Source organism: Haloechinothrix sp. LS1_15 (assembly GCF_033042135.1).
GTDB lineage: Bacteria > Actinomycetota > Actinomycetes > Mycobacteriales > Pseudonocardiaceae > Haloechinothrix.
Genome location: NZ_WBXM01000018.1, coordinates 1 through 24,564, shown reverse-complemented (window position 1 = coordinate 24,564; position 24,564 = coordinate 1). Strand labels below are relative to the sequence as shown.

Genomic DNA, 24,564 nt, shown 5'->3' with positions numbered 1-24,564 from the left:
ACCGTGTCGTACTGAACTTCTGGGCTCCGGTACTTCTAGGCTCCGGTTACCTTCTTGATCCCCGACTTGACCAGCAAGGTGTGCAGCGTGACCGACAGCGCGGCGAGCTCACGTACCACCTCGTCGGCACGTGCCCGCGCCTCGGTGTCCCGGTGCCGCGACACCGGCGTGACAACTTGCTCGAGCAACCCTACCTCGCGATCGGCCGACGAACGGAACGCCCGCAGGTGACGAGGCTCGATCCCGTAGCCCGTCAACGACCTCACCGTCCGCGCGATATGCACGGCGTCCTGGTCGTAGAAACCCGCCATCCCCGGTGTGATCAGACCGTACCGCTCAAGTTCGGCCAGCATCCCCTCATCGATACCCGCCTCCGACAGCAGCTCCTCCTTGGTGAGCCGGACTTCCCTCGGCGAGGCGAAGTCGTCCGCCGTCGGTACCCCGTCACCCTCACCGGGTAGCGAAGCCAGTTGCCGGGGCAGGCGAGGTGTCGGAGTCGACGGTTCCAGGCCACGGTCGATCGCGTCGAGCTGCTCCCTGATGACCCGCAACGGAAGGTAGTGATCCCGCTGGGCGGCGAGCACGAACCGCAACCGCTCCACATCAGCCCCGCTGAACTGCCGGTATCCAGCAGCCGTTCGTGCGGGGCGGACCAGCCCTTCCGACTCAAGGAACCGGATCTTGGAGATCGTGACGTCGGGGAACTCCGGACGCAGCTGGGCCAGAACGGCCCCGATGCTGAGCCCGTCGCGTGCCTGGCCCCCGGCAGCCGTCACGGCTTCCTCCTCCCGCAAGCTCGTCCGCGCTCGGCCGTCACTGACCGGTGTGCCCTCCCGCCGACGCGGCCGTGAGGAACACCAGCCGGAACTTGCCGATCTGCACCTCGTCGCCACCGGCGAGGACGGCCTGGTCGACGGGCTCGCGGTTGACGTAGGTGCCGTTGAGGCTGCCCACGTCGATGACCACGAACTCACCGCCCTCGCGACGGAACTCCGCGTGCCTACGCGAAACCGTGACGTCGTCCAGGAAGATGTCGCTGTCGGGGTGGCGACCGGCGCTGGTGGTGTCCCTGTCGAGCAGGAATCGGGAACCGGCGTTCGGACCGCGCTTGACCACCAGCAGCGCTGCTCCGGCCGGGAGCGCCTCGACTCCCGCGGCCGACGCCTCCTCTTGGGCAGGCTGTTCCTGCCCCTCGGCTTCCGACAGGAAGTCGGCCCGGAAGACGGACGTCCTTTCCGGAGACTGCTCCGGGGGAACGCCGGGGCCGTCGTTCGTACTCACCTGAGGTCTCCTTACACGGTGGTGTCGTCGTGCCTTGCCTCTAGCTTGCCTCGACGGTGCCAGCGGGCCTGCGCGCACCGGACCACGACGGCGCCCGCCGTGGTGTCAGCGCCCGAGCCCGTGGCGCCCGTTTCTCCTCGGGTTCCTGCCAACCTACCGCGTTCGCCTCCATCGTGTGACCGAGACTCCCTGATCGAGTCCGGCCGGTCGGCGAGTACGCAGTGGTTACCCCGGGTGCGCCCCGGGAGAAACCCCCGGGGTCACTCCGAGATCAGTTGCGCGTAGGAGTCGGCGTTGAGCAGGCCGTCGATGCTCGACTGGTCGCTGGGGGTGATCTCGATCAGCCATCCCGTGCCGTACGGATCCTCGTTGATCAGGTCGGGAGAGTCCGAGACCGCCTCGTTGATCGCGGTCACCTCGCCAGCCACCGGCGCGAACAGTTCCGAGACACTCTTGGTCGATTCGACCTCGCCGAACACCTCGCCCGAGCTGAGGGTCTTGCCGACCTCCGGCAGGTCCACGAAGACCACGTCACCGAGCTGCTGCTGGGCGTACTCGGTGATGCCCACGCGTACGACTCCCGAGTCGCGCGTTTCCACCCACTCGTGCTCTTCGGTGTAGTGCAGTTCCTCAGGAACGGACACGTCTCGTTCCCCTTTCTCTTCTCGTTGTGTTCGGCCTGCGTGGCTGCGCCAGTCTCCCACCCCCGCCCGTGGCGCCACGGCGCGCCTGCCGGACCGCGAGGATCGTCTGGAGCACGTACAACACGCCCGACCAGACGTAGAGCACGCCACCCCACATCATGAGCGCGTACGCGACGGGGCGCGCGATCTCCGCGACCACCGAATCTCCCTGGATCAGCAGCAGCAGCGGGAAAGCGTACATCAGCACGAACGTCGCGCCCTTGCCAATGTAGCTGACCCCGGGGAACTGGTAGCCGCGGCTCCTGATCACCAACACCGAAACCGCCACCACGATCTCGCGGCCGACCAGTACCGCGATCACCCACCACGGCAGGATCTCGCGGTACAGGAACGCCAATAGGGTGGCCAGGATATAGAGCCGGTCGGCGGCCGGGTCGAGCAGCTCCCCGAGCCTGCTGGTCTGGTTCAGCCACCGCGCCAGCTTGCCGTCCAGCCAGTCGCTGAAGCCCGCGAACGCCAACACGACGATCGCCAGCTCGTCGTGCCGAGGGCCCAGCAACAGCCAGAGGAACACCGGGACCAGCCCCAGGCGCACGACCGAGAGCGCGTTGGGGACGGTGATCGCCTGGCGAAGCAGGGACGACGCTGCCTGCCCCGTTCCGGGGGACGTGCTCACGCGATCACCATACGATCGTCGACGCCCCCCGGAGAATAGCCGCCCGTGTGATATCGCACGCCCCTGTGGCGAGCGCGATACACGGTGGTGAGCCTCACCGCCGCCGCGGCGGACCGGCTACTCGCCACGGAACTCGGGCGGCCGGCGTTCCAGGAAGGCCTGCACCGCCTCGGCCAGGTCGTTACTCGGCAAGAACGCCGCGTTCCACGCGGACACGTAGCGCAGCCCCGCCGCCACCTGGGACGCGGAGTTTGCGCCGAGTACTTCCTTGGTCCCCTGGACCACCAGTGGCGGGTTCGCCGCGATGTCGGCCGCCAACTCCCTCGCGGCCTCCAGCATCGCGGCCTGATCGGGGTAGACGTCGTTGACCAGGCCGATCCGCTCGGCACGCGCAGCATCGATGTCCTTGCCGGTGAAAGCGAGCTCGCGCGCGTGGCCCTCCCCCACGATGGCCGACAGCCGTTGCAGGGTGCCCAGATCAGCCACGATCGCCACCTTGACTTCCCGCACGCTGAACCGGGCGTCGGCGGAGGCGAGACGCACATCGGTGGCGGTGATCACGTCGATGCCGCCACCGATACACCAGCCGGACACCGCGGCGATCACCGGTTTGCGCGTCTCCGCGATCGCGTTGACCGCGCCCTGCATCCGCCGGATCTCGTCGAGCAGCTGGGTTCGCGGTCCGGCCAGCGCGTCACCGGCGAGGTACGCCGACCACTGGGGCATGATCGCCTGCAAGTCGAGGCCGTAGGAGAAATGTTCACCACTTCCGGTGAGCACGATGGCCCTGACCTCGGGGTCTTCGCCGAGCGCGGTGAACACCTGCGGGAGCTCGCGCCAGAAGTCGGGGCCCATGGCGTTGCCCTTGCCGGGCCCGAGCATGGTGACCTCGGCGACATGCCCGGTCCGCTCCACCCGCAGCGCGACGAGTTCGTCCAGGTTCTCGATCATGTCGACCATCCTCGCGCATCCGGCTACCGGTCGACCAACCCCGTACCATACGTGCGGGCGGAGCAACCGCTATCGGCCAGCGGAGTGGCACGAGAGTGGAGTCGAGCATGCAGGCACTCATCAGTGCGACGGCACCGGAGCGGCCACGACCGGCCAGCCCGGCGGTCGGCGGCCCTTTCGAGCTCGCCGGATCCTTCTATCACGACGGATTCCGGTTGGCCTATACGGAGTACGGCGCGGGTGAATCGCTGGTAGTTCTCACGCACGGCCTGCTGATGAGCCGCAGGATGCACAAGCCGCTCGCCGAGGATCTCGCGGGGCGTGGTTTCCGTGTGGTCACCCTTGACCTGCTCGGGCACGGTGATTCCGACCGCCCTGCGGAATCCTGGCGGTACTCGATGACCACCTACGCGGGCCAGGTACTGGCGCTGCTCGACCATCTCGGCGCGGGCACCGCCGTGGTCGGTGGCACGTCGCTCGGCGCCAACGTGGCGTTGGAGGTCGCGGTGCGGGCGCCGGACCGGTTGCGTGGCCTGGTGGTCGAGATGCCCGTACTGGACAACGCGGTATTCGCGGGCCTGCTGGCGTTTCCCCCGCTACTGTTCGCCGCCCGGTTCACCCCCGCGGTCGTGCGCGCCGTGGCGGGAGTGGCGTCCCTGGTGCCGCACGGCAACCAGTGGGTCGACGTCATCACCGATACGCTCAGCCAGCGACCGGAACCGATGGCGGCGGTGCTGCACGGTCTGATGTTCGGCAGGTTGGCACCGCCGCGCGGCCTACGCCGCGAGATCGCACCACCCACCCTGGTCATCGGGCACGCTGGCGATCCAGTCCATCCCTTCGGCGATGCCGACACGCTGGCTCGTGACATCCCAGCCGCCGAGTTCGTCCAAGCCCGCAGCCCGGTGGAGTTGCGCCTCGATCCGGGCAGGCTCACCGACACGATCGTGAACTTCATCGCCCGGTGCTACTCGGGCGCCGCCTCGCGCATGCCGGTGTAGAGGCCGGCCACCGGCCCGATCACGACGACCGCGGGCGGCCGGATCCCCTCGGCGGCGATGTCATCGGCGACGGCCTTCAGCGTCGAGCGAAGCACCCGCTCGCGGCGGGTGCCGCCCTCCTGCACCACCGCCACGGGGGTGTCATCCGGCCTGCCGCCCGACAGCAGGGCGTCGGCGAACAGCCGGATCCGCTCCACCCCCATCATCAGCACGATCGTGCCCCGCAACCGGGCGAGCGCGTCCCAGTCCGTCAGCGACTGTTCGTCCAAGGGAGCGACGTGGCCGGATACGACCACCACCTCGTGGGCCACCCCGCGGTGAGTCACCGGCACGTCGGCGAAAGCGGGCGCGGAGAACGCGCTGGTGATGCCCGGAACCGTCGAGACAGGCACGCCAGCCTGCGCGCAGGCCAGTATCTCCTCGAAACCCCTGCCGAACACGTACGGGTCGCCGCCCTTGAGGCGCACGACGAACTTGCCCTCCCTCGCCCGCTCGATCAGCGTGGAGTTGATCACATCCTGGCTGGCGGCCCTGCCGTACGGGATCTTGGCCGCATCCATGACCTCGACGTGCGGTGGGAGGTCGTCCAGCAGCTCACGCGGGGCGAGCCGGTCGGCGATCACGACATCGGCGCGGGCGAGCAACTTGCGCCCCGCGACCGTGATCAGCTCCGGGTCACCGGGTCCGCCACCCACGAGCGCGACCGAGCCACGTTCCCCGGTGGGCGCTGGCTCACCCGTATCGGGGATCTTCCCCTCGCGCAACGCCTCGATGACGGCGTCCCGCACCGCGGCCGACCGCAACGGCTCGCCACCGGAGAGCACACCGACCAGCAGGCCGTTGATATCACCGGTGGCGGGCGTCACCGCGCTGCCCCGCTCCCCCGCGTCCGCCCGTACGCAGAACACCCTGGCTTCCTCCGCGTCGGCGCACACCGCCGCATTGATCTCCCCAGCGTCGGTGCACGCCAGCGCGTACCACGCTCCGTCGAGATCACCACGGATGTAGCGGCGCCGGTGCCAGGTGAGCTCCCCTGCCTCGGCCATGGCACTGACCGCAGGCGTGGTCTCGGGTGCGATGAGCTCGACCCTGGCGCCGGCACCGATCAACCGCGGAAGCCGCCGCTGAGCGACCGTTCCCCCGCCGACGACCACGACCCGTCGGCCGGTCAGGTCGAGGCCGGCCAGGTAATGATGCTCTGCCATGCCTTCCAGCATGCAGCGTGAGCCACCGCACGGCACGGCCAGGGTGCCTGGCTGGTCAGGCCCGCGCGCTCACCCCGAGCCGCGTGTGCGGGCCGCCGGGTACGGCAGCAGCGCCATCTCCCTGGCATTCTTGATCGCCGTTGCCACCTGCCGCTGCTGCTGCGGCGTCAACCCGGTGACCCGGCGTGCCCGGATCTTGCCGCGATCGGAGATGAAGGTCCGAAGCAGCTCCACATCCTTCCAGTCCACCCGCGTGATCCCCCGCTGGTGCAGCACGTTGCGCTTGCGCCTGACCGGCCTCCGTGCCGGGTTCGTTGCCATCCTCGCCTCGCTTCCCGTTCTCGTCGCTGTCCCGTGCCCGCGGCTCACCAGCTGGACTTGTGCACCCCGGGCAGCTCGCCCCGGTGGGCCATCTCCCGCAGCCGGATGCGGGACAACCCGAACTTGCGGAGGTGGCCGCGCGGCCTGCCGTCCACCGCGTCACGGCGGCGCAGCCGGGTGGGGCTGGCATCCCGCGGCATCCGCTGCAACTCCGAGACGGCAGCGGCGGTGGCCTCCGGGCTCGACCAGGGCGAGGAGATGATCGCCTTGAGTTCCCTGCGCCGCTCGGCATGGCGGGCTACGATCTCCGCACGCCGGTTGTTGGCGGCGATCTTCGACTTCTTGGCCATCAGCGCTCCTCCTTGAAATCCACGTGCCTGCGCACCACCGGGTCGTACTTGCGAAGAACCATGCGATCCGGGTCGTTGCGCCGGTTCTTGCGGGTCACGTAGGTGACACCGGTGCCAGCCGTGGAACGCAACTTGATCACCGGGCGTACCTCGTTGCGCGCCATCTACACCCTCACTCCCTCGGCGCGGAGCTGAGCCACCACGGCCTCGATCCCGCGTTTGTCGATCGTCTTGATGCCCTTCGCCGACACCCGCAGCCGGATCCACCTGCCCTCGCTGGGCAACCAGTAACGGCGCGACTGGATGTTCGGATCCCAGCGTCGCGAGGTGCGCTTGTGCGAGTGCGAGACCCGCTTGCCGTACCCGGGCTTACGCCCGGTGACTTGACACACGGACGACACGGCCTCCCCTTTCTTGCAATCGACTATCGTTTTCAATAGTGTACATGCCGTGCCGGGTGAGCGATGGGACATCCCGTCACGCCCTTGCCCCAGGCCGCAAGATCTCCGCCGAAGAAGCTCGAAGAAGGATGTCGTGTCCGAACAGATCCGTATCCCCGTGATCCTGATCTCCGGGGCCGCGCCGGATGCCAACGCGCGGCTCGCCGACGCGTTCCGCGTCATGCCCCGTACCGCCGTGATCCATCACAGTCTGCGGGACGTGGACCAGGGAGTCGTCCGCAGAACGCTCCAGCTCGGCTCGCGGGACCGGCTCAGCGTCCTCGAGCTCGCCCACGGTTGCGTGTCGTGCACCCTCCGAGAGGACCTCCTCACACTGCTGTACACGCTCTCGGCCAGGCCGGACGTGTCCCGCATCGTGGTGCGGCTCGACGAGGGAATCGAGCCGGAGCCGGTCTGCTACGCGATCGAGCACGTGCTGGTCAATGACCACCCGGTCAGCGAGCGCGTGTGGATCGAGGGAGTGCTGTCGACCGTGGAGCTGTCCAGCTGGTTGGCCGACGCCACCGGTGACGAGCTACTCGCCGACCGGCACCTCGGGGCAGGCCCCGACGACGAGCGCACGCTGGCGCAAGTGCTGACCGCGCAGGCGGAGTTCGCCGACGTGCTGGTGCAGACCGGCCGGGCACCCGACGCGTGGACCGCGGTCCGTACCGGTGCGGTACTCGATCGCCTCGCTCCCGGCGTGCCCCGCATCGCGCTCGACGGGCTCGACGGCGCGGCGGCGGCCGCCGCAGTGCCCCGCGACGCCCGCCGGGGTGAGCTGGCGGACATGCACGGCCCGGTACTCCGTGGGCAACCACCGCTGGACAGCGATTCCGGCGTGGCCACCGTTCTGTTCACCGATCCCCGCCCGTTCCATCCCGAGCGGTTGCACGAGGCCATCGACGTGCTCCTCGACGGGGTGGTGCGCACGCGAGGCCGAGCGTGGGTCGCCAGCCAACCCGATGTGGCGCTGTGGGTGGAATCGGCGGGTGGTGGCCTCGGCGTCGGCCACGCGGGCGGCTGGATCGCCGCCGAGGACGGCCCCGGGTGGGACGAGGTCGGCGCCGAACGCCGAGCCATGGCCTCGCTGCGCTGGCATCCCCGGTTCGGTGATCGCGCACAGGAGTTGGTGATCATCACCCACCGCGCGGCGCCGGAGGAGATCACCGACGCGCTGACCGGTGCGTTGCTCACCGACGACGAGATCGCCGCCGGCCCCGAGGTCTGGGCGAGCTACCCGGATCCCTTCGGCAGCTGGCACACCGACCCCTGCGAGGACGTCGAGGTCGGCGACAGCCACTCCGAGGCCCAGCAAGGACACCGGCACGAGGAGCCGTGACTACCGCACCAACGGAGGCAGACACGATGAAACCCGGCATTCATCCCGACTACCACCCCGTCGTCTTCCAGGACTCCTCGACGGGCGACGCGTTCCTGACCCGCTCCACGGCCACGTCGGATCGCACGATCACCTGGCACGACGGCAACACCTACCCGCTCATCATCGTCGACGTCAGCGCTGCCTCGCACCCGTTCTGGACCGGTGCTGGCCGTATCGTCGACACCGCGGGACAGGTCGAGAAGTTCCGGCGCCGCTACGGCGCCCGTTCCTCGAAGGAGGACTGATCATGGCGGTGCCGAAGCGCAAGAAGTCGCGGGCCAACACCCGGACGCGGCGGTCGCAGTGGAAAGCCGAAGCTCCGGAGCTGGTGCCCATCACCGTGGACGGCGAGCGCAAGCTCGTTCCCCGCAGGCTGGTGCGCTACTTCCACACCATCGGGCGCGAGCAGTGACACCGCGCGACGTCGGTGCGGTGTTCGACGCGGCAGGTGAGGAATTCGCCGTCTGGTCACCCCGGTTGTGGCGACCACTCGGCGAGATCGCCGTCGCCGTCGGCAGGCCGCGCCCCGGCGAACGCGTGCTCGACGCGTGTTGTGGTTCGGGAGCCTCCGCCCTTCCCGCGGCGCGCGCGGTCGGCGCCCACGGCACCGTGGACGCCGTCGACGTCGCGGAGAAGCTGCTCCAGCAGGGACGCCTCGCTGCGAGCCAGGAGGGCGCGCAGCACCTCCGCTTCGTCAACGCCGATGTCACCGCGTGGCACGGTGACCAGCCGTACGACCTCGTGCAGTGCTGCTACGGCGTGTTCTTCTTCCCCGACACCGACGCAGGCACGCGCCACCTGATCTCCCTGCTCCGACCGGGCGGCAGGCTGGTGGTGACCAGCTGGCTCGCAGGCGGCATGGCCCGCATCGTGCCGGTCGCGCGCGAGGCCATCGCCGCGGTTCGCCCCGATGTCGCCGCCGAGTTCGACCGGCCGAACGCCAGCGAGCGCATCGACACCGAGGCCAAGCTCCGACACTGGCTGGCCGATCTTGGGCTGGGGAACATCACCGTGGACACAGCCGTCTACCGGCAGCCGCTGCACCCCGACGACGCCTGGAGCTTCCTGCGCGGTGCCGCGCTGCGTGGCCTTCTTGAGCGGCTGGATCAAGGCGAGCTCGATGCCGTGGCCCGCCGCTTCCGCCAGGAACTGCACCGCGCAGGGATGCACGAACTCGACGCCAGCTCGATCATCGCCGTCGGCCACAGTGACCGGTAGCCGAGATCGCAGGAGGATTATGACCACCGCCCCTTGGGCACCTGTCGGCACCCGGCAGCAAGCCCGGCACCGGCTGCCCGTCACCGTGCTGTCGGGATTCCTCGGCGCGGGGAAGACCACGATGCTCAACCACGTCTTGCACAACCGCGAGGGTCTCCGGGTCGCGGTGATCGTCAACGACATGAGCGAGATCAATATCGACGCCTCGCTGGTCGCAGGCGGTGCGAGCCTCTCGCGGACCGAGGAGCGGCTCGTCGAGATGACCAACGGCTGTATCTGCTGCACGTTGCGCGACGACCTGCTGGAGGAGGTCGACCGGTTGTGCCGCGCGGGCCGGTTCGACTACCTGCTGATCGAGTCCAGCGGCATCTCCGAGCCCATGCCGGTGGCGGCGACCTTCTCCTTCACCGCTGAGGACGGAACACCCCTGCTGGCACGCGCCGCGCTGGACACCATGGTTACGGTGATCGACGCGGTCAACTTCGGCACCGAGCTCGAGCACGGTGACGCTCTCGCAGAGCGCGCCCTCGATCAGTACCCAGGCGACGAACGCACCATCAGCCACCTGCTCATCGACCAGGTCGAGTTCGCGGACGTACTGGTGGTGAACAAATCCGACCTCGTCGATGCAGACACCCTCGCCCGGCTACGGGCGATGCTGCGCAGGCTCAACCCGGCCGCGACGGTGCTCAGCACCGAGTACGGCAGGATCGACCCGGAAACGATCCTAGGCACCGGCCTGTTCGACGTCGAGCGCGCCCAGCAGGCCCCGGGTTGGGTGGCCGAGCTCAACGGCGATCACGTCCCTGAGACCGAGGAGTACGGCATCTCCAGCCTGACCTTCCGCGCGCAGCGGCCGTTCCACCCGGAACGGCTGTGGCGTTTCGTCACCGAGGACATGGACTCCGGAGCTCTCGGCAGGATCGTGCGCTCCAAGGGGTTCTTCACCCTGGCCTCGCGGCACGCCGTCACCGGGTTGTGGTCCCAGGCGGGAAGCGTCGCTCACTTCGAACCAGCGGAGATGCCGCACGCTCACGCCCACGTGCCGTCCGACGACCCGACCGATGGCGCCGTGCACAGCGGCCTGGCTGGCGGTTCGTACCAGGAGCTGGTCTTCATCGGCACCGGACTCGACCACGACGCGCTGCACGCTGCGTTACAGCACTGCCTGCTGACCACCGACGAGCACGGCGAGGGCCCCGGAGCGTGGCGTGACTACCCCGACCCCTTCCCTGCCTGGGAGCTCCACGGCCACGAGCAGGCCGTATCCCCGCCGTGACCGGTCCCGGCCGGGCGAGCCGAAGGGCCCCTTCGGTGCACATGCTGTACCGAAGGAGTCCTTCGGCTCGCACCCCGGCGCGGCTACTCGGCCCACCGCGGATCGGTGGTGAACGAGGCCGACAGCCACAGCTCGTAGCCAAGATCGGCGAGGTCGTCGGTGATCTCCTGCCGGATCACGTCCAGTGACTCGACGTTCCTGGCCCTGGTCTCGCCGCCCACGATGAAGTCGACCTCCACGACCAGCTGGCCACCCACCTTGGTACTGCGCAGGTAGGAACCGGTGAAGCCGTGACGCCGCTCGACGCCGTCCACGCAGTCCCGTACTCGCTGCTCCAGGTCCGCCGGTGGCGCCATGGTCAAAATCTCCCGGAACCCTTGCAGCAACAGCCGGACCGGCATCGCCAGGAACAGCAGGCACACCAGCGTCACCATCGCGGGATCGATGTAGGCGGCGACCGCGTCGTGCCCGGTTCGTTCCAGCACCACGGCGACGATGAAGCCAACCAGCACGCCTGCACTGAGCACCGTGTCCAGCAGCCATTGCGTGGTCTCGGCTCGCACCAGGTCGGAACGCAGGGTGCGCTGCTTGCGGTACAGGTAGCCGGAGACCAGCCCGCAGCCCACGGTCGCCGCGGCAGCGTAGGCCACCGCCCACCCGGCTGCCACCTCGCGTCCGCCGGTGAGCAGCTCCATCACGGCCACCGTCAGCGCGTACACGCACAGCGAACCGATCGCGACCGCCTTGACGACGATCGTCAACGGCTCCAGCACGTCCCTGCCGAACGGGAAGCGCTTGCTCTGCCCCTTGCGGATGATCCGGTACGCCAGCAGGGACAGCAACGAGAGCAGCACGCTGATCAGCGAATACAACCCGTCGAACACGATCATCTGGGACCCCACGGCGAGGCCCCAGCCGATCGCGAGCAGCGCCCAGAACAGCGCCGCCCACACCGACAGCAGGATCAACCGACCGGCATTCGCGGGTGCGTGAGTCATCGCCGATCACTCTAGCGACGCTGGGTAACCGGCCCGCGAGCGAGCCGGGGCTGCGGCCGGGAGCTCACCTCACGACAGCACGTCCGCGGCGGTGCGCAGCAAGCTGGCGTCGCCGCGCAGCAGCAGGGTGGTGACCACCGTCTCCCGCCAGGCCTGGAGCTCGTCACGGATCTTGGCTGGCGAGCCGATCAGCGCGATGTCCTCCACCAAGCGAGTGGGGATCGCCGCCGCGGCGTCGTCCTTGTGGCCGCTCAGGTACAGCTGCTGTACCTTGTCGGCCGTTTCCTCGTAGCCCATGCGGGCGAACACGTCGCGGTGGAAGTTCATCTGCTTGGCGCCCATCCCGCCGATGTACAGCGCCAGCGAGGGGCGGATGAGATCGGCACACTGCTCCACGTCGTCGTGCACGATCACCGGCACCGATGCGGCGACCTCGAAATCCGACCAGCCACGCCGTGCGGTGGCGCGGCCGAATCCCTCGGCCAGCGCATCGCGGTAGAAAGCGTCGCTCTTCGGCGAGAAGAACATCGGCAGCCACCCGTCCGCGATCTCCGCGGCCAGCGCCACGTTCTTCGGCCCCTCGGCGGCGAGGTAGATCGGCAGGTCGGCACGCAACGGATGCACGGTGGACTTCAGCGGCTTACCGAGCCCGGCCCCGCCCCGGTACGGCAGCTGGAAGAACTCCCCGTCGTACTCGACCGGCGCGTTCCTGGCCAGCACCTGCCGCACGATGTCGAAGTACTCGCGGGTACGCGCCAGCGGCCGGGGATACGGCTGCCCGTACCATCCCTCGACCACCTGCGGCCCGGAGACTCCGAGGCCGAGGACGAACCGGCCGCCGGAGAGGTGGTCGAGCGTGAGCGCGCTCATCGCGGTCGCCGCCGGGGTCCGCGCCGACATCTGCACGATGTTGGTTCCCAACCCGATGCTGGAAGTCGAGGCACCCCACCAGGCCAGCGGCGTGAAGGCGTCCGATCCGTAGGCTTCGGCGCTCCACACCGACGTGAACCCCAGCCGCTCGGCCTCGAGGATCGCCTCAAGGGTCCCGCTTGGCGGGCCGGACGACCAGTATCCGATGTGGTATCCGAGCTTCATGCTGCCTCGCTCACTGCCGATCACCTGTGCGCACCTGTGCCACTGCCGCCGTCAGTACGGCCGGCCCGCCCCATGATCACCCGGAACCGGCGGCGAGGGCATCCCCACACTAAGTGAAACATGTTACACCTTGGGTTGGGAGCGTGACCGCGCGCCGAGCAGCCGGCGCCACCGAGGCGGCGGCACATCGGGCGAGTAGTGCCGCGGGCTAGCCCGTTCCGCCGCAGGCGGCAGGTTGCGGTAAGGCGTCTCTACCGGCTCATCGCCAGCTCCCGCCTTGCCCCGTGCGCGGCGCCACCCCGCCCTGGCACGGGGGTGGTACCGCCACTCGAACGGCAGCAGCTGCCAGCAGGCGTGGCTGATCCGCCCGAGGGCGCGGAAGACCACCTCGTCTCGGCGCCGCCACCGGTACCCCAACCGCTCACGCACCGACGGATGGTAGAGCCCGACGGTCAACCAGGTGAACCCGCGCGCGACCGGAATCCGCACCACCCGCCACACCGGGTCCGGCAACCATCGCAACGACGGCGGCTTGGCCAGCTGACGCAGATCCAGGACATCCCGGGTGGCCTGGTTGACCTCGAGCACACTGGTGCACATGTGCTCCCAGTACCGCTGGAAACTCTCCCAGTCGGGCGGCACCGGCCGCATGCTCATCCCGTACAGCCGGTACCACCGCACGTGCTCGGCGTAGAGCTCGCGCTTGACCCCCTCGGACAGCCGCTCTCCGAGACGGTCGTTGAACACGATCATCCCCATGAAGAACGTGGCGTGCGCCCAGTAATAGGTATCCGGGTCGAGTGCGTGGTAATGCCTGCCGAAACGGTCCGTGCCGCTCACGTCGCGGTGATACCCCCGCACTTGCCTGGCAGTACGCGGAGCCAGGGGACCGTCGTAAACCACGCCGTAGATCGGGTACAGGGAGCGGAACAGCCGCTCGAACCGTTCGGTGAAGAACTGCGAGTGCTGCTCCACCCCGGCACCGAGCTGCGGGTGCATGTTCTGCATGGAGCCAGCCCACAGCGCGAGCAGGATGCCGCGCCAGTCCCCGAAGTACCGCCACGTCAACGAGTCCGGTCCCAGGGGCCGGTCCGTGTGCTGCCCGGTGGCCGGTACTGGTGTGCCCGGGTGGGCGCTGTGGCTCGTCCCGGAGCGCGTCCGCTGCTGATCCGCCATCGGCCTACCTTTCCCCTGCTCACGCTCCGCCGAGCGCAACGCGGGTGCACGAACAAAGTGACTACACCTGTTGTCAGGCTAGGATCGACCGTGCACACCGTCAAGGCGCGAGGAGTACCCATGCCGAGCACCCGCAGCACGGAGCAACGGACCTGGGCAGGCACCACCCTGGCCGACCGGCGCGCCGCCCGACGGCGGCAGCTGCTCGACGCAGGCCTCGAACTGCTCGGTAACGAGGGCGCCGCCGCGGTCTCGGTGCGCGCGGTGTGCCGTACCGCACGGTTGACCGAGCGGTACTTCTACGAGAACTTCGCAGGCAGGGAGGAGTTGCTGGTCGCGGTCTACGAGCACGTCGCGCGGCAGGCCCACGACGTGCTCGTGCGCGCGGTACGCGAGGCCGGACCCACCGAGACCGACCGGGCACGCGCGGCGGTGTCGGCCTTCGTCGAGCTGATTCTCGACGACCCCCGTAAGGGAACCGTACTGATGCTGGTACCGCAGACCGACCCGCTACTCGGCAAGCGGGGGCACGAGTTGCTCCCCACCTTCGCCGAACTGGTCCACGAACAGCTTCCCGGCGGGATCGATCCCGCTAACCGCACGATGGTCGCGCTCGGCCTGGTTGGCGCGCTGGCCAACCTGTTCATCGCCTATCTCAACGGGTCACTGGCGGTGAGCAGGGACCAGCTCGTCGATCACTGCGTGCACCTGGTGCTCAGCTCGGCTTCGCTGTACCCCTCTGATGGCATCTGCTGAATCGGGCCACACCCCGGAACGGGCCCAGCTACGGCAAGCCCGGTCCTCCGAGGTCACAACCCCCGCCAAAACTCCGGAAAAACTACCTCACAGTAACTAGAACCTGTTTCTCTAGTGTCTCGTTGAGACCCGTGACGGGCAACGCAACGAGGAGAGAAGGTCGTGCTGTTGAGCGATTTTCTCACGGAACTAGAGGTGTGACATGGCGTCACCACGGTCTAGAACTAGTTACTTTTTTTCCCTCGGGGGTCGGCGTGGTGTCGCCGTGTCCTGCATGGTGGCCGGTGCTATGGTGCTCGGCCATCCAGCCGCGGCTGGAGCTGCCGAGAGTCCGGGCGATGGCTGCCCCGTCGTAGCCGCCGCCCGGGGTGTCCAGGTGACCGCGACCGCCAGCGACAACATCCTGCTGGCGACGCCAACGGGTGCGGGCGTTCCCGTCGCGCAGTCCTGCGTGGACCACGGCTTGCAGGATTCCTCGGCCTACGCGGGCAACCCCTACCCCGGTGAGACGGTGCTGGCACTACCGGGGATGCTCAGGACAGACAGCGGCCAGGACATTCCCGACTACCCCGCCCACGTCGCCTCGCGCCACCCCGCCGAGCAGGAGTCGCGGGTCGACGAGCAAGGGTACAGCTTGCGGGCAAGCAGCGACGCCAACTCGAGCGATGCCTCGGCTCGTTCCGGTTTGGACAGCGACGCGGCGCGGGCGGTAGTCACTCTGGCCGAGTCCGGTTCACGGGTGGACCCCGATGAGGGTTCCGCCACCGCCACCGCGCGCTCGGACACCCAGCCACTCGCCATCGACGACGTCCTCCAGCTCGGCCGCGTCCGCGCCACCGCATCGGCCTCCGTAGACGGCACGGGTGACCGCGAACGTGAGTCCTCCCTGGACATCGGCCGCACCACCGTCGCGGGTGAGGCCGTGACGATCACCGGCGACGGCGTGCGGGCAACAGGCGACGGTATCGCCCTGCCGGAAACGGACCCGGCCGAAGCGCTCGAGGCCGCGGGTATCCACGTGGGCTATCTCGAGGAAAGCCACACCCCGCACGGCGTGCTGTCGGCGGGCATCGAGATCGTCGCCGAGCAGCAGCATCCGGATACCGGCGCCACCTACCAGGTGCGGTACGTCCTTGGCCGCGCGTTCGCCGCCGCGGGTGAGGTAAGCGACACCGCCGTGGGCGGTGGTCCCGCACTCGACGGAGCCGCCGCTGGCACAGCGGCAGAGCGACGCGCCGCGGCTGGGGCAGGCGGGACGGGACCGAACGGCGACTCCCCCACCGCCGACGGCGCGCCGGGCGATCCCGGCGAGGCCACCGCCCCGGAAGGTGCCGAGGCACCCGAGCAAGCGCTGGCCGCTCCCGAGGAGGGCGAGCTGCTCAGCCATCCCGTGGACATGGGGATGAGGGGGACGTACCTGGTGACCGTTCTCGCCGCGCTGGTCATGCTCACCAGCGCGACCCTGCTGCGCGTGTTGGGAGTGAGAGCCCGATGGACCTCGTGACGAAGCTACGGAGCCAATGGGATCGCCTGCTGGCCGTGGCCACCGCGATCGCCGCGGCAGGCACCCTCGTCGCCGGCTGGTTCGGTGTCAGCGGCACACCGTACCCCGCCGAGCAGCTCCCCTACCTCATCAGCGGCGGTGTCGGAGGGCTCTTCCTGCTCGGTATCTCCGCCGCGCTGTGGCTGTCCGCCGACCTCCAGGACGAATGGCGCAAGCTGGACCGCATCGAGCGCGCCATCCGGGAGCGTGCGTCATGACGGCGCGGTACGGGTCGGCCCACCGCCCGTGGCGGGACGGGGACGTGGTGATGGTCTGCCTCTCGGCGGTCGGCGGCGTCGTGGCGATCGCCATCGCTTGGTACGGCGCGGACCGGTCGGCGGTGCTGCATCACGCGACGGGGTGGCTCAACCTCGCGGTGGCGGGCTTCGCCGTCACGGCGATCGGGATCGCGCTGTGGTTGCTACGCGGGCGTCGTGCCGTCGGCGAACGCCGCACCACCCTCGTCTCGCTGGATCCCGGCGAGACGGAACCCGCGGGCGAGGCATCCCGCCCCGCGGTGGACGACACGCCCGAGCTGGTGCGGGCTGTCGGGATGCAGCGGGTGCACCGCCCGGAGTGCCCGCTGGTGGCGGGTAAGCAGCTCGAAACGGTGGATCAGGAAGACGGGCAAGCGTGCGGGGTGTGCCTGGTATGACCGATATCCTCCCGTTCCTGATCATCGGCCTGACCACCGGCTCGATCTACGGGCTCGCCGCCATGGGGCTGGTGCTGACCTACAAGACCTCGGGCATCTTCAACTTCGCCCACGGTGCGATCGCCGCCTTGGCGGCCTACGCCTTCTACGACCTGCACGCGATGCGGGGGCTGCCGTGGCCGCTGGCGCTGCTGCTGGCGGCCGGGGTGCTGCCCGCACTACTGGCCGTCCTGCTGGAACGGATGGCACGCAGGCTGGCGGACGCCACGGTGACCATGAAGATCGTCGCCACCGTGGGCCTCCAGCTGGCCATCACCGGCGCGCTGCTGGCCCATTACGGTGCGGCCGGGCTGCCGTTCCCTGACTTCCTCCCGGTCGCGACCGTCACCGTGGTCGGCCTCCACCTTGGACTGGACCAGCTGATCTCGGCCGGGATCGCCGCGGCGGCAGCGGTGGCCTTCTTCCTGTTCTTCCGCCTTTCCCGACTCGGTGTGCGGATGCGGGCGGTCGTCGGCGACCCGGACCTGCTCGAGCTCGCAGGCACCAGCGCCGTCGCGATCCGGAGCTGGTCCTGGCTGATCGGTTCGTGGTTCGCCGCGGTGTCGGGGATCCTGCTCGCCCCGCAGATCGGCCTCGATGCCCTGCTGCTCACGCTGCTCGTGGTGCAGGCCTACGGCGCCGCGGCGATCGGGTTGTTCTCGAGCTTGCCGCTGACCTACGCGGGCGGTCTGGTCATCGGTGTCCTCACGGCGCTTGCCACCTCCCTCGTCGCGGGGTCCGAGGCACTGGCCGGGCTGCCACCGGCGCTGCCGTTCCTGGTGCTGTTCCTGGTGCTGCTCGTCGCCGGGCGCAGGCTCGTCGAGGTCGGTTCCCACCGGCCTGCGCCACCGTCGGCTCCGCTGCTACGCCCGCGCGCCTCGCGCGTGCTGGCCGTCGCCGCGCTCGCCGTCGCGGCGACCGTGCCGCTGTTCGCCGGTGCCCGCCTTCCGGTGTATGCCAACGCGCTGGTGTTCCTGCTCATCTTCGCCTCACTCCACCTGCTGGTCCGCGTCTCCGGGCAGGTGTCGCTCGCGCATGCCGGCCTGGTCGCCGTCGGGGCGGCGGCGTTCTCCCACCTCGCCGTGGGGACGGGATTGCCGTGGCTGCTCGCGGTGCTGCTGGCTGGAGCCGTCGCGGTACCGGTCGGCGCCGCGGTGGCCGTGCCAGCCATCCGGCTGTCCGGGCTGTTCCTGGCACTGGGAACGTTCGGATTCGGGTTGCTGCTGGAACGGGTGATGTACCGCTCCGAGTTCATGTTCGGTACCACCGGCACACTGCCCGCACCGCGCCCCGAAGCGCTGTCCTCCGACACGGCTTTCTACTACGTCCTACTGGCGTTCGCCGCCTGCGGCATGGTGTTGATCGCCCTGATCACCCGCAGCAGGCTCGGCAGGTTGCTCCGGGCGATGGCTGACTCGCCGACCACGCTGTCGACGCTCGGGCTGGGGATCAACGTCACCAGGGTCACGGTCTTCTGCCTCTCGGCGTTCATCGCGGGCGTGGCCGGTGCACTGTACGCGTCGACAGGACAGTCGGCCACCGGCGCACCCTTCACCGCGTACGCCTCACTGACCTGGCTGGCTGTGCTCGTGCTCTTCTCACCCGCCCGCTCGGCCGCTCCGGTACTGGCCGCGCTGTTGGTGACGGTCGTACCCGCCTACGGCGCGGGCGACGCCGCGGTCGACTGGATGCCCGTGGTATTCGGGCTCGGCGCGATGCTGGTGGCCCTGCACCAGTCGGCGGCCGACCGCGCGGCACCCGGCAATGCCGCCACCGGTAACACCGGACGGGCGCGCGAGCGCATCGGCGCAGCCAGCGCCGCTCAGGAACGGCTGCACCGCACCGCCAACAGGGCAGCCGTCGCCGCTGCCCCCACCGGTGACCGGCTGCGCATCACCGCAGGAGACGGGGAGGGAACCGAGCGATGACAGCGATGACAGCTCAGGCCCCGCCCTCGGAGGACGCCGGCTTGCAGATCACGGACCTGACGATCGCGTTCGGCGGCAACACAGCTGTCGACGGGGTGTCGCTCACGGCACCACGACACCGCATCACCGGGCTGATCGGGCCCAACGGCGCGGGCAAGACCACCACGTTCAACGCGTGTTCCGGGCTACTCCGCCCGGGGCGGGGCAGCGTGCACCTGTTCGGGCGCGACGTCACGGCCCGGGGGCCCGCCTCCCGCGCGCGGCTCGGGCTCGGCCGAACTTTCCAGCGTATGGAGCTGTTCGACTCGCTGACCGTCGAGCGCAACGTCGCGCTCGGGCTCGAGGCGAGGCTGGCTGGCAGTCACCCGCTCAAGCAGCTCCTCAGCCCCCGGCCGGATCGCACGGCCGTGCGGGCCGCCACCGAGGAGTCGCTCGAACTGTGTGGGCTCGGCGGGAGACGCCACGACCCCGCTGGGGCGCTACCCACCGGTCAGCGCCGCCTGGTAGACCTGGCCAGGGTGTTGACAGGCGGTTTCGACCTGCTGCTGCTCGACGAACCGTCCTCCGGGCTGGACACGTCGGAAACCCGGCGATTCGGCGCCATCGTCGCGAACGTCGTCGCCGAACGCGGCTGCGGGGTGCTGCTCGTCGAGCACGACATGTCGCTGGTCATGTCGATCTGCGAGCACCTGTACGTGCTCGATTTCGGACGGCTGGTCTTCGAGGGGTCGCCTGAGGGCGTGCGCGGCAGCGAGGCCGTGCGCGCGGCCTACCTCGGATCGGAGGCCGCGTGATGCTCGCGCTCGGCGATATCACCGCGGGATACGGCGAGACCACCGTGCTGCGCGAGGTGTCGTTGTGGGTACCGCCCGCCTCCGTGGTGGCCCTGCTCGGCGCCAACGGCGCGGGCAAGACCACGCTGTTGCGGGTGGCCTCCGGACTGTGCAGACCACGGTCCGGGACGGTGCGCATGGACGGCGCGGACGTCACCGGGCACCGGCCACACGTCACCGCACGGCGCGGGATGTGCCACATCCCGGAAGGGCGAGGCGTCTTCCCGCACCTCTCGGTGCGGGAGAACCTGGCGATACACGCGGCCGGTGGCGACGCCGACGAGACCGTCGACCGCGCCGTGTCCGCGTTTCCCGTCCTCGGTAGCAAGCTCGGTCAGCAGGCTGGCGCGCTGTCCGGGGGCCAGCAGCAGATGCTGGCGCTGAGCAGAGCTTACCTCACCGATCCGTGCTACGTGCTGCTCGACGAGGTCTCCATGGGGCTGGCACCGGTGGTCGTCGACGAGATCTTCGAGTTCCTGACCGGGCTTCGCAGGCAGGGCTGCGCGCTGCTGCTGGTGGAACAGTACGTCACACGGGCACTCGCGGTGGCCGACTACGTCTACCTGCTGTCCCGCGGCCGGGTCGAGTTCGCAGGCGAGCCGGGGGAACTGGATGCCGAGCAACTCACGGCGCGCTACCTCGGCACAGATCACGGTAACTGATGACACCGCAGAGACCGGCACCGTACCGAGAAGGAAGGACGCCCGATGATGTCACCCCCGATGACACCGGTGAGGACGGCGAGACCAGACACGGTGCGACCGCGACAGCACCCTGCGACAGCGGGGAGCCAGCGCACACGGCGCGGCACGCTGACCGTAACCCTGCTGGCGGTGGCCAGCCTGATCGTCGCCGCATGCGGCACCAGGCTGGACCACGACACCATCGCCGAGGCCGCGCTCGCGCCGCAGGCCGAGCAGGACGCGGCCGACGGCGCGCTGCCAGGCGGCAGCCGCGGCTTGCTGGATGATCCCGACGGCGACCCGGCGGATCAGTCCGGTCAGGATGGTGAGCGATCAGGGTCCGGCAACGGCGAGCGAAGCGGCAACGGCGAGGCCAACTCGGGCGCTGACGGTAACGGCGAGACCACGACCTCGGGCGTGCCGATCGTGATCGGCACCGTCGGCACCTACTCCGGCCCGGGAGGCACCGCGTTCGCGCAGGGAGCTCGCGCCTTGCAAGCATGGGCGGCGCACGTCAACGACGGTGGCGGGATCGAAGGCAGGCCGGTCGAGGTGATCGTCGCCGACGACGGTGGCGACGCGAGCCGCGCGCGCAGCCAGATGCAGGAGCTGGTCGAGCAACACGACGTGGTGGCTGTGGTCGCCGCGATGACGATCACGGAAACACTCGACTCGTGGCGGGACTACGTCGCCGAGCACGAGGTCCCCGTGGTGGGCGGCGACTGCGGGCCACAATGGTCGGACAGTCCCGTGCTCTTCCGGCAGTGCCCCTCGTCGTCCGATGCGGTGTTCGGTACCGCCCGTATCGGCGCCCAGCACGGCGACGGCACCCGGTTCGGCGCGCTGTTTTGCACTGAGAGCGATTCCTGCGCCCGGGTGGAGGATCAGCTCTTCGACCAGGGAGACGCCGAGCGTGCCGGGCTCGATCCCCGGTACCGCGCCAGAATCTCGCTCACCCAGCCGGATTACACCGCCGAGTGCATGCAGGCACGCAACGCCGGGGTCGAGCTGCTGATGGTCACCGGCGACCCCGGAACGGTGGCCCGGGTCGCCGCATCCTGCCAGCGGCAGGACTACGATCCGCAGTTCCTGCAGATCTCCTCGACCGTGGCCGCCGACACGGTCACCGAGCCGGGCCTCGGCGACGTTCTCGTGGGCATGCCGGTGTTCCCCTTCGCGGGACTGGACACGGCGGCATTCGAGGAGTTCGACACCGCCTGGAACCGTTACGGCGGGGAGGCCGCCGCCGGGCCTGCCGCGGCGCTCGGCTGGTCGGCTGCCGCGGTGTTCGGTGCCGCTGCCGAGGCCGCGGGCGAGGAGATCAGCAGGGAGACCGTGCTGGAAACGTTGCGCGGCGTCGACGGCGAGCGGTTCGGCGGGTTGACTGTCCCGCTGACATTCGGGCAGGCAGGCACGACCGACACGTCCTGCGTGTTCACCATGCGCGGCTCGGACGGCGAGTGGACGGCACCCGGCGGCGACGACCCGGACTGCTGGTGAAGCGCCGTGCTCACAGGTCGAGCACCACCCGGTCCGGCGAGCGCGATACACAGATCATCATGGTGCGCTCGCGCTCGGCCTCGGTGAGCACGCTGTCGCGGTGATCGACGGTGCCTGCGCGCAGCCCGACCGCGCACGTGCCGCAGTGGCCCTGGCGGCACGAGTAGGCCACATCCGGCACGACCTCGCGGATCGCCTCGAGGGCGCTCCGGTCGGCAGGCACGATCACCGTGCGCCCGCTGCGGGCCAGTTCCACCTCGAACGGCGCCCCGTCGACGATCGGTGGCGGGGCGAACCGCTCGAAGTGCAGCGAACCGACCCGGCTGCCTTGCCGGTCCAGCCGCAGGCTGGTGATCATCGGGTTCGGGCCGCAGCAGTAGGCGGCCGCTCCGGCAGGCGCGCGCTCGAGCAGCTCCGCACCCGATGCCGGCATGCCGTACTCCGTATCCGGACGGATCCAGATCCGGCCATCGTCCAGCGCGGACAGCTCATCGAGGAACGGCATCGCGGCCAGTGTCCGTCCGGTATAGACCAGCCGCCACTCGGCTCCGGCAGCCTCCGCGGCACGCACCATCGGCAGGATCGGGGTAATCCCGACACCGCCCGCGACGAATAGGTACGAGTCCGCGGTCGCCAGCGGGAACGCGTTACGTGGTCCCCGTACCGTCACCCGCGACCCCGGCCGCAGTTCGTCGTGCACCTCGCGCGATGCCGTGCCGCCCTGCAGCAGGCGTACCGCGACGCGGTATGCGGTGGCGTCCGCGGGATCACCGCACAGCGAGTACTGGCGCATTCGCCCGGATGGCAGCACCAGGTCGATATGCGCTCCTGGCCGCCAGCGGGGCAGCACGTTGCCGTCCCGTCCACCACCCTGCTCGCGCGGCACTACCAGGCGCAGGCTCACCACGTCCTCGGCCTCGGTACGGACCTGGTCCACTACCAGCTCCCGCTCCCGCGTGACCGGCGTGACCGGAGGGCGCCGCCTCCCGCTGAAGACGCTGATGCGCCGGTAAGCGGATACCACGGTCCCCAGTGCCGACAGCAGGCGGTCGGTCCCGGGCCGTCCCCAGAGGTCGCCAGGAACGTCCTCGCTGCCTCGGATCATCGGTTCCGGCGCACGGGTCACTGTCCGGCCTCGGCCGCCTGCGCCGCGGGCGAGGTGGCCAGGTAGTCGATCGCCTGCTCGGTCGAGCAGTACTGCGACGGGTGAAAACCCCGCCGGAAGTAGGGGCGTACTTCGCCGAGCACGCCACGCAGCGTCGGCAGGGTGCCCCGCCTGCCTGCGGCGAGGAACGCGCGGGCACGGAACCGGCGGCCGCCTGCGAGCTCCGGGTCGCGGTGCAGCAGGAACCGGGTACCGCGCACGAACAACCACAGCATGACCGGCGCCACCACCGACATGGCCCGCACCCGCCGCAGGTAACGGCCGTCCAGGTGCTGGTAGAGGTCGTAGGCCACGCTTCGGTGCTCGACCTCTTCGGCACCGTGCCAGCGCAGCAGGTCCAGCATCGTGGCGTCCGCGCCTGCGCGATCCAGGCTGGAGGCGTCCAGGATCCATTGCCCGAGGAAGGCGGTGAAGTGCTCGATCGCGGCGATGATCGCTACCCGTTCGATCAGCCATTCCCGAGCCGCCGCACCGGACAGCTCGCGGTCGCCCAGCATCCGGCGGAACATCCACTCCGCCTGGCTGGTGAACGGCCAGGCGTCCACCCCGTGCGCGGCGAGGTGGTCGGCGATGCCGCTGTGCGCCTCGGCGTGCAAGGCTTCCTGGCCGATGAAGCCGAGGACATCGGAGCGCAGTCGCTCATCGTGGATCAGTGGAAGCGCCTGCTTGAACACCCGCACGAACCACCGCTCCCCTTCGGGAAGCAACAGATGCAGCACGTTGATGGTGTGGGTGGTCTGCGGTTCGCCAGGCACCCAGTGCAGCGGCAGGCTCGCCCAATCGAAGCTCACCGGCCGGGGGTGCAGCACGAGCTGTTCGTCTTCGCGCTGCTCATGCCTATCGCTTGCCATGGCACCTCCTGGCAACTACCGGGCAGCGGGCTCCGGCTGCCGGTTCGGCCGACGCCGCAGGGTCAGCTCGTACTCGCTGGGATCGACCGAGCGCGCGGTCAGCCAGTATCGCCAGGTGAAGCCGGGCCAGATCGTGCGGTTGACCCCCTTGGAGTCCAGGTACCAGCTGGTGCAGCCCCCGGTGGTCCACACACCCTTGCGCAGCTTGCGCTGGATACGCTCCTGGAAACGCTGCTGCACGTCCTCTCGCACGTCCAGCGCGGCCGCGCCGCGGGAATCCGCGAGCGTGATCGCATCGACCACGTACTTGGCCTGCTGCTCGATCATGAACACCACCGAATTGTGGCCGAGCCCGGTGTTCGGGCCGAGCAGGAAGAACAGGTTCGGGAAACCTGCCACGCTGACGCCCTTGTGCGTCTGCATCCCCTCGTCCCGCCAGTACTTCGCGAGTTCCCGCCCGTCCCGGCCGGTGATGTCGAGGTAGTCGAAGGCGTCGGTGACGTGGAACCCTGTGCCGTAGATGATGGCGTCCACCTCGTGCTCGACCCCGGCGGTGTCCACGATGCTGTGCTCGCGCACCTCGGCGATGCCG

At 69.6% G+C, this 24,564-nt stretch carries 29 protein-coding genes and 1 pseudogene; 14 read left to right on the top strand and 16 right to left on the bottom strand.

What is annotated here, in order from left to right:
* Nucleotides 1-35 precede the first annotated feature (35 nt).
* The 5 genes from F8178_RS19445 to F8178_RS19425 all read right to left on the bottom strand — a co-directional run bounded on the left by F8178_RS19445 (nt 36) and on the right by F8178_RS19425 (nt 3,561).
* Nucleotides 36-776: a MerR family transcriptional regulator gene (locus F8178_RS19445; protein ID WP_317496294.1), complete on the bottom strand. Its 741-nt coding sequence runs from the start codon at nt 774-776 to the stop codon at nt 36-38.
* 37 nt (nt 777-813) lie between these two features.
* Nucleotides 814-1,281 carry a glycogen accumulation regulator GarA gene (gene garA, locus F8178_RS19440; protein ID WP_317496293.1) on the bottom strand — a complete coding sequence of 156 codons (468 nt, stop codon included), beginning with the start codon at nt 1,279-1,281 and terminating at the stop codon, nt 814-816.
* Between the two features lie 260 nt (nt 1,282-1,541).
* Nucleotides 1,542-1,925: a glycine cleavage system protein GcvH gene (gene gcvH / locus F8178_RS19435; RefSeq protein ID WP_317496292.1), complete on the bottom strand. Its 384-nt coding sequence runs from the start codon at nt 1,923-1,925 to the stop codon at nt 1,542-1,544.
* On the bottom strand, nt 1,912-2,601 hold the full coding sequence (locus tag F8178_RS19430; RefSeq protein WP_317496291.1) for a CDP-alcohol phosphatidyltransferase family protein: 690 nt from the start codon (nt 2,599-2,601) through the stop codon (nt 1,912-1,914). Before F8178_RS19430 ends, gcvH begins: the two co-directional genes overlap by 14 nt.
* 117 nt (nt 2,602-2,718) lie before the next feature.
* On the bottom strand, nt 2,719-3,561 hold the full coding sequence (locus tag F8178_RS19425) for a crotonase/enoyl-CoA hydratase family protein (RefSeq protein WP_317496290.1): 843 nt from the start codon (nt 3,559-3,561) through the stop codon (nt 2,719-2,721).
* 98 nt (nt 3,562-3,659) lie between these two features.
* Here F8178_RS19425 and F8178_RS19420 point away from each other — a divergent pair, with 98 nt between their 5' ends.
* Complete coding sequence (locus F8178_RS19420; RefSeq protein ID WP_317496289.1) at nt 3,660-4,553, top strand: alpha/beta fold hydrolase; 894 nt, start codon at nt 3,660-3,662, stop codon at nt 4,551-4,553.
* Here the strand turns inward: F8178_RS19420 and cobA are convergent.
* The 5 genes from cobA to rpmB all read right to left on the bottom strand — a co-directional run bounded on the left by cobA (nt 4,520) and on the right by rpmB (nt 6,830).
* Nucleotides 4,520-5,758, bottom strand: a complete 1,239-nt coding sequence (gene cobA / locus F8178_RS19415; protein ID WP_317496288.1) for a uroporphyrinogen-III C-methyltransferase — start codon at nt 5,756-5,758, stop codon at nt 4,520-4,522. The genes F8178_RS19420 and cobA overlap by 34 nt on opposite strands.
* A 69-nt stretch (nt 5,759-5,827) precedes the next feature.
* Complete coding sequence (gene rpsR / locus F8178_RS19410) at nt 5,828-6,079, bottom strand: 30S ribosomal protein S18 (protein ID WP_317496287.1); 252 nt, start codon at nt 6,077-6,079, stop codon at nt 5,828-5,830.
* 44 nt (nt 6,080-6,123) lie between these two features.
* Nucleotides 6,124-6,429, bottom strand: coding sequence for a 30S ribosomal protein S14 (rpsN, locus tag F8178_RS19405; RefSeq protein ID WP_317496286.1), 306 nt, complete (start codon nt 6,427-6,429; stop codon nt 6,124-6,126).
* Nucleotides 6,429-6,593, bottom strand: coding sequence for a 50S ribosomal protein L33 (gene rpmG / locus F8178_RS19400; protein ID WP_317496285.1), 165 nt, complete (start codon nt 6,591-6,593; stop codon nt 6,429-6,431). Before rpmG ends, rpsN begins: the two co-directional genes overlap by 1 nt.
* Nucleotides 6,594-6,830, bottom strand: a complete 237-nt coding sequence (gene rpmB / locus F8178_RS19395; RefSeq protein ID WP_317496284.1) for a 50S ribosomal protein L28 — start codon at nt 6,828-6,830, stop codon at nt 6,594-6,596. It abuts the gene before it with no gap.
* 133 nt (nt 6,831-6,963) lie between these two features.
* Between rpmB and mrf the strand changes: the two genes are divergently transcribed.
* From mrf to F8178_RS19370, 5 genes are read left to right on the top strand one after another with little or no spacing between them, the layout of a single operon-like run.
* Nucleotides 6,964-8,211 carry a ribosome hibernation factor-recruiting GTPase MRF gene (gene mrf / locus F8178_RS19390; protein WP_317496283.1) on the top strand — a complete coding sequence of 416 codons (1,248 nt, stop codon included), beginning with the start codon at nt 6,964-6,966 and terminating at the stop codon, nt 8,209-8,211.
* Between the two features lie 26 nt (nt 8,212-8,237).
* Nucleotides 8,238-8,498, top strand: coding sequence for a type B 50S ribosomal protein L31 (locus F8178_RS19385; protein WP_317496310.1), 261 nt, complete (start codon nt 8,238-8,240; stop codon nt 8,496-8,498).
* A 2-nt stretch (nt 8,499-8,500) separates the two neighbouring features.
* Nucleotides 8,501-8,665, top strand: coding sequence for a 50S ribosomal protein L32 (gene rpmF / locus F8178_RS19380; protein WP_317496282.1), 165 nt, complete (start codon nt 8,501-8,503; stop codon nt 8,663-8,665).
* On the top strand, nt 8,662-9,471 hold the full coding sequence (locus F8178_RS19375) for a class I SAM-dependent methyltransferase (RefSeq protein WP_317496281.1): 810 nt from the start codon (nt 8,662-8,664) through the stop codon (nt 9,469-9,471). Before rpmF ends, F8178_RS19375 begins: the two co-directional genes overlap by 4 nt.
* Nucleotides 9,472-9,490: 19 nt before the next feature.
* Nucleotides 9,491-10,750 carry a GTP-binding protein gene (locus tag F8178_RS19370; protein WP_317496280.1) on the top strand — a complete coding sequence of 420 codons (1,260 nt, stop codon included), beginning with the start codon at nt 9,491-9,493 and terminating at the stop codon, nt 10,748-10,750.
* A gap of 83 nt (nt 10,751-10,833) precedes the next feature.
* Here F8178_RS19370 and F8178_RS19365 read toward each other — a convergent pair whose 3' ends face one another.
* From F8178_RS19365 to F8178_RS19355, 3 genes are all read right to left on the bottom strand, one after another.
* Complete coding sequence (locus F8178_RS19365; RefSeq protein WP_317496279.1) at nt 10,834-11,748, bottom strand: cation transporter; 915 nt, start codon at nt 11,746-11,748, stop codon at nt 10,834-10,836.
* Nucleotides 11,749-11,817: 69 nt separating this feature from the next.
* Nucleotides 11,818-12,843 carry an LLM class F420-dependent oxidoreductase gene (locus F8178_RS19360; protein ID WP_317496278.1) on the bottom strand — a complete coding sequence of 342 codons (1,026 nt, stop codon included), beginning with the start codon at nt 12,841-12,843 and terminating at the stop codon, nt 11,818-11,820.
* A 123-nt stretch (nt 12,844-12,966) separates the two neighbouring features.
* Entirely contained in the window at nt 12,967-14,019 is a 1,053-nt protein-coding gene (locus F8178_RS19355) for an oxygenase MpaB family protein (RefSeq protein WP_317496277.1), read from the bottom strand.
* Between the two features lie 120 nt (nt 14,020-14,139).
* Between F8178_RS19355 and F8178_RS19350 the strand changes: the two genes are divergently transcribed.
* From F8178_RS19350 to F8178_RS19315, 8 genes are all read left to right on the top strand, one after another.
* Nucleotides 14,140-14,775 carry a TetR family transcriptional regulator gene (locus F8178_RS19350; protein WP_317496276.1) on the top strand — a complete coding sequence of 212 codons (636 nt, stop codon included), beginning with the start codon at nt 14,140-14,142 and terminating at the stop codon, nt 14,773-14,775.
* Between the two features lie 376 nt (nt 14,776-15,151).
* The gene (locus F8178_RS19345; RefSeq protein ID WP_317496275.1) at nt 15,152-16,279 is read left to right on the top strand and encodes a hypothetical protein; all 1,128 of its coding nucleotides are present in this window, start codon (nt 15,152-15,154) and stop codon (nt 16,277-16,279) included.
* A complete protein-coding gene (locus F8178_RS19340) occupies nt 16,267-16,536 on the top strand; it encodes a hypothetical protein (protein ID WP_317496274.1) in 270 nt (89 codons plus the stop codon). The genes F8178_RS19345 and F8178_RS19340 overlap by 13 nt, the downstream gene beginning before the upstream one ends.
* The gene (locus tag F8178_RS19335) at nt 16,533-16,973 is read left to right on the top strand and encodes a hypothetical protein (protein ID WP_317496273.1); all 441 of its coding nucleotides are present in this window, start codon (nt 16,533-16,535) and stop codon (nt 16,971-16,973) included. Before F8178_RS19340 ends, F8178_RS19335 begins: the two co-directional genes overlap by 4 nt.
* Nucleotides 16,970-18,940, top strand: coding sequence for an ABC transporter permease (locus F8178_RS19330; RefSeq protein ID WP_317496272.1), 1,971 nt, complete (start codon nt 16,970-16,972; stop codon nt 18,938-18,940). The genes F8178_RS19335 and F8178_RS19330 overlap by 4 nt, the downstream gene beginning before the upstream one ends.
* Entirely contained in the window at nt 18,937-19,734 is a 798-nt protein-coding gene (locus F8178_RS19325) for an ABC transporter ATP-binding protein (protein ID WP_317496271.1), read from the top strand. The genes F8178_RS19330 and F8178_RS19325 overlap by 4 nt, the downstream gene beginning before the upstream one ends.
* The gene (locus F8178_RS19320) at nt 19,734-20,435 is read left to right on the top strand and encodes an ABC transporter ATP-binding protein (RefSeq protein ID WP_317496309.1); all 702 of its coding nucleotides are present in this window, start codon (nt 19,734-19,736) and stop codon (nt 20,433-20,435) included. The genes F8178_RS19325 and F8178_RS19320 overlap by 1 nt, the downstream gene beginning before the upstream one ends.
* A 171-nt stretch (nt 20,436-20,606) precedes the next feature.
* Nucleotides 20,607-21,956 (top strand): ABC transporter substrate-binding protein, encoded by a 1,350-nt coding sequence (locus F8178_RS19315; RefSeq protein ID WP_317496270.1) that lies wholly within the window; start codon nt 20,607-20,609, stop codon nt 21,954-21,956.
* A 10-nt stretch (nt 21,957-21,966) separates the two neighbouring features.
* Here the strand turns inward: F8178_RS19315 and F8178_RS19310 are convergent, their stop codons facing one another.
* The 3 genes and pseudogenes from F8178_RS19310 to F8178_RS19300 all read right to left on the bottom strand — a co-directional run.
* Nucleotides 21,967-23,061 (bottom strand): PDR/VanB family oxidoreductase, encoded by a 1,095-nt coding sequence (locus F8178_RS19310; RefSeq protein ID WP_317496269.1) that lies wholly within the window; start codon nt 23,059-23,061, stop codon nt 21,967-21,969.
* A gap of 17 nt (nt 23,062-23,078) precedes the next feature.
* On the bottom strand, nt 23,079-23,972 hold the full coding sequence (locus tag F8178_RS19305) for a metal-dependent hydrolase (protein ID WP_317496268.1): 894 nt from the start codon (nt 23,970-23,972) through the stop codon (nt 23,079-23,081).
* Nucleotides 23,973-23,987: 15 nt separating this feature from the next.
* A pseudogene (locus F8178_RS19300) lies at nt 23,988-24,564 on the bottom strand (4-hydroxyacetophenone monooxygenase); the annotation flags it as partial.

Excerpts from the sequence above, each read along its gene's own strand:
- F8178_RS19425 (WP_317496290.1), bottom strand. The coding sequence starts at position 3,561 with ATGGTCGACATGATCGAGAACCTGGACGAACTCGTCGCGCTGCGGGTG.
- F8178_RS19420 (WP_317496289.1), top strand. The coding sequence starts at position 3,660 with ATGCAGGCACTCATCAGTGCGACGGCACCGGAGCGGCCACGACCGGCC.
- cobA (WP_317496288.1), bottom strand. The coding sequence starts at position 5,758 with ATGGCAGAGCATCATTACCTGGCCGGCCTCGACCTGACCGGCCGACGG.
- rpsR (WP_317496287.1), bottom strand. The coding sequence starts at position 6,079 with ATGGCAACGAACCCGGCACGGAGGCCGGTCAGGCGCAAGCGCAACGTG.
- rpsN (WP_317496286.1), bottom strand. The coding sequence starts at position 6,429 with ATGGCCAAGAAGTCGAAGATCGCCGCCAACAACCGGCGTGCGGAGATC.
- rpmG (WP_317496285.1), bottom strand. The coding sequence starts at position 6,593 with ATGGCGCGCAACGAGGTACGCCCGGTGATCAAGTTGCGTTCCACGGCT.
- F8178_RS19385 (WP_317496310.1), top strand. The coding sequence starts at position 8,238 with ATGAAACCCGGCATTCATCCCGACTACCACCCCGTCGTCTTCCAGGAC.
- rpmF (WP_317496282.1), top strand. The coding sequence starts at position 8,501 with ATGGCGGTGCCGAAGCGCAAGAAGTCGCGGGCCAACACCCGGACGCGG.
- F8178_RS19370 (WP_317496280.1), top strand. The coding sequence starts at position 9,491 with ATGACCACCGCCCCTTGGGCACCTGTCGGCACCCGGCAGCAAGCCCGG.
- F8178_RS19365 (WP_317496279.1), bottom strand. The coding sequence starts at position 11,748 with ATGACTCACGCACCCGCGAATGCCGGTCGGTTGATCCTGCTGTCGGTG.
- F8178_RS19360 (WP_317496278.1), bottom strand. The coding sequence starts at position 12,843 with ATGAAGCTCGGATACCACATCGGATACTGGTCGTCCGGCCCGCCAAGC.
- F8178_RS19355 (WP_317496277.1), bottom strand. The coding sequence starts at position 14,019 with ATGGCGGATCAGCAGCGGACGCGCTCCGGGACGAGCCACAGCGCCCAC.
- F8178_RS19350 (WP_317496276.1), top strand. The coding sequence starts at position 14,140 with ATGCCGAGCACCCGCAGCACGGAGCAACGGACCTGGGCAGGCACCACC.
- F8178_RS19340 (WP_317496274.1), top strand. The coding sequence starts at position 16,267 with ATGGACCTCGTGACGAAGCTACGGAGCCAATGGGATCGCCTGCTGGCC.
- F8178_RS19335 (WP_317496273.1), top strand. The coding sequence starts at position 16,533 with ATGACGGCGCGGTACGGGTCGGCCCACCGCCCGTGGCGGGACGGGGAC.
- F8178_RS19330 (WP_317496272.1), top strand. The coding sequence starts at position 16,970 with ATGACCGATATCCTCCCGTTCCTGATCATCGGCCTGACCACCGGCTCG.
- F8178_RS19325 (WP_317496271.1), top strand. The coding sequence starts at position 18,937 with ATGACAGCGATGACAGCTCAGGCCCCGCCCTCGGAGGACGCCGGCTTG.
- F8178_RS19320 (WP_317496309.1), top strand. The coding sequence starts at position 19,734 with ATGCTCGCGCTCGGCGATATCACCGCGGGATACGGCGAGACCACCGTG.
- F8178_RS19310 (WP_317496269.1), bottom strand. The coding sequence starts at position 23,061 with ATGATCCGAGGCAGCGAGGACGTTCCTGGCGACCTCTGGGGACGGCCC.
- F8178_RS19305 (WP_317496268.1), bottom strand. The coding sequence starts at position 23,972 with ATGGCAAGCGATAGGCATGAGCAGCGCGAAGACGAACAGCTCGTGCTG.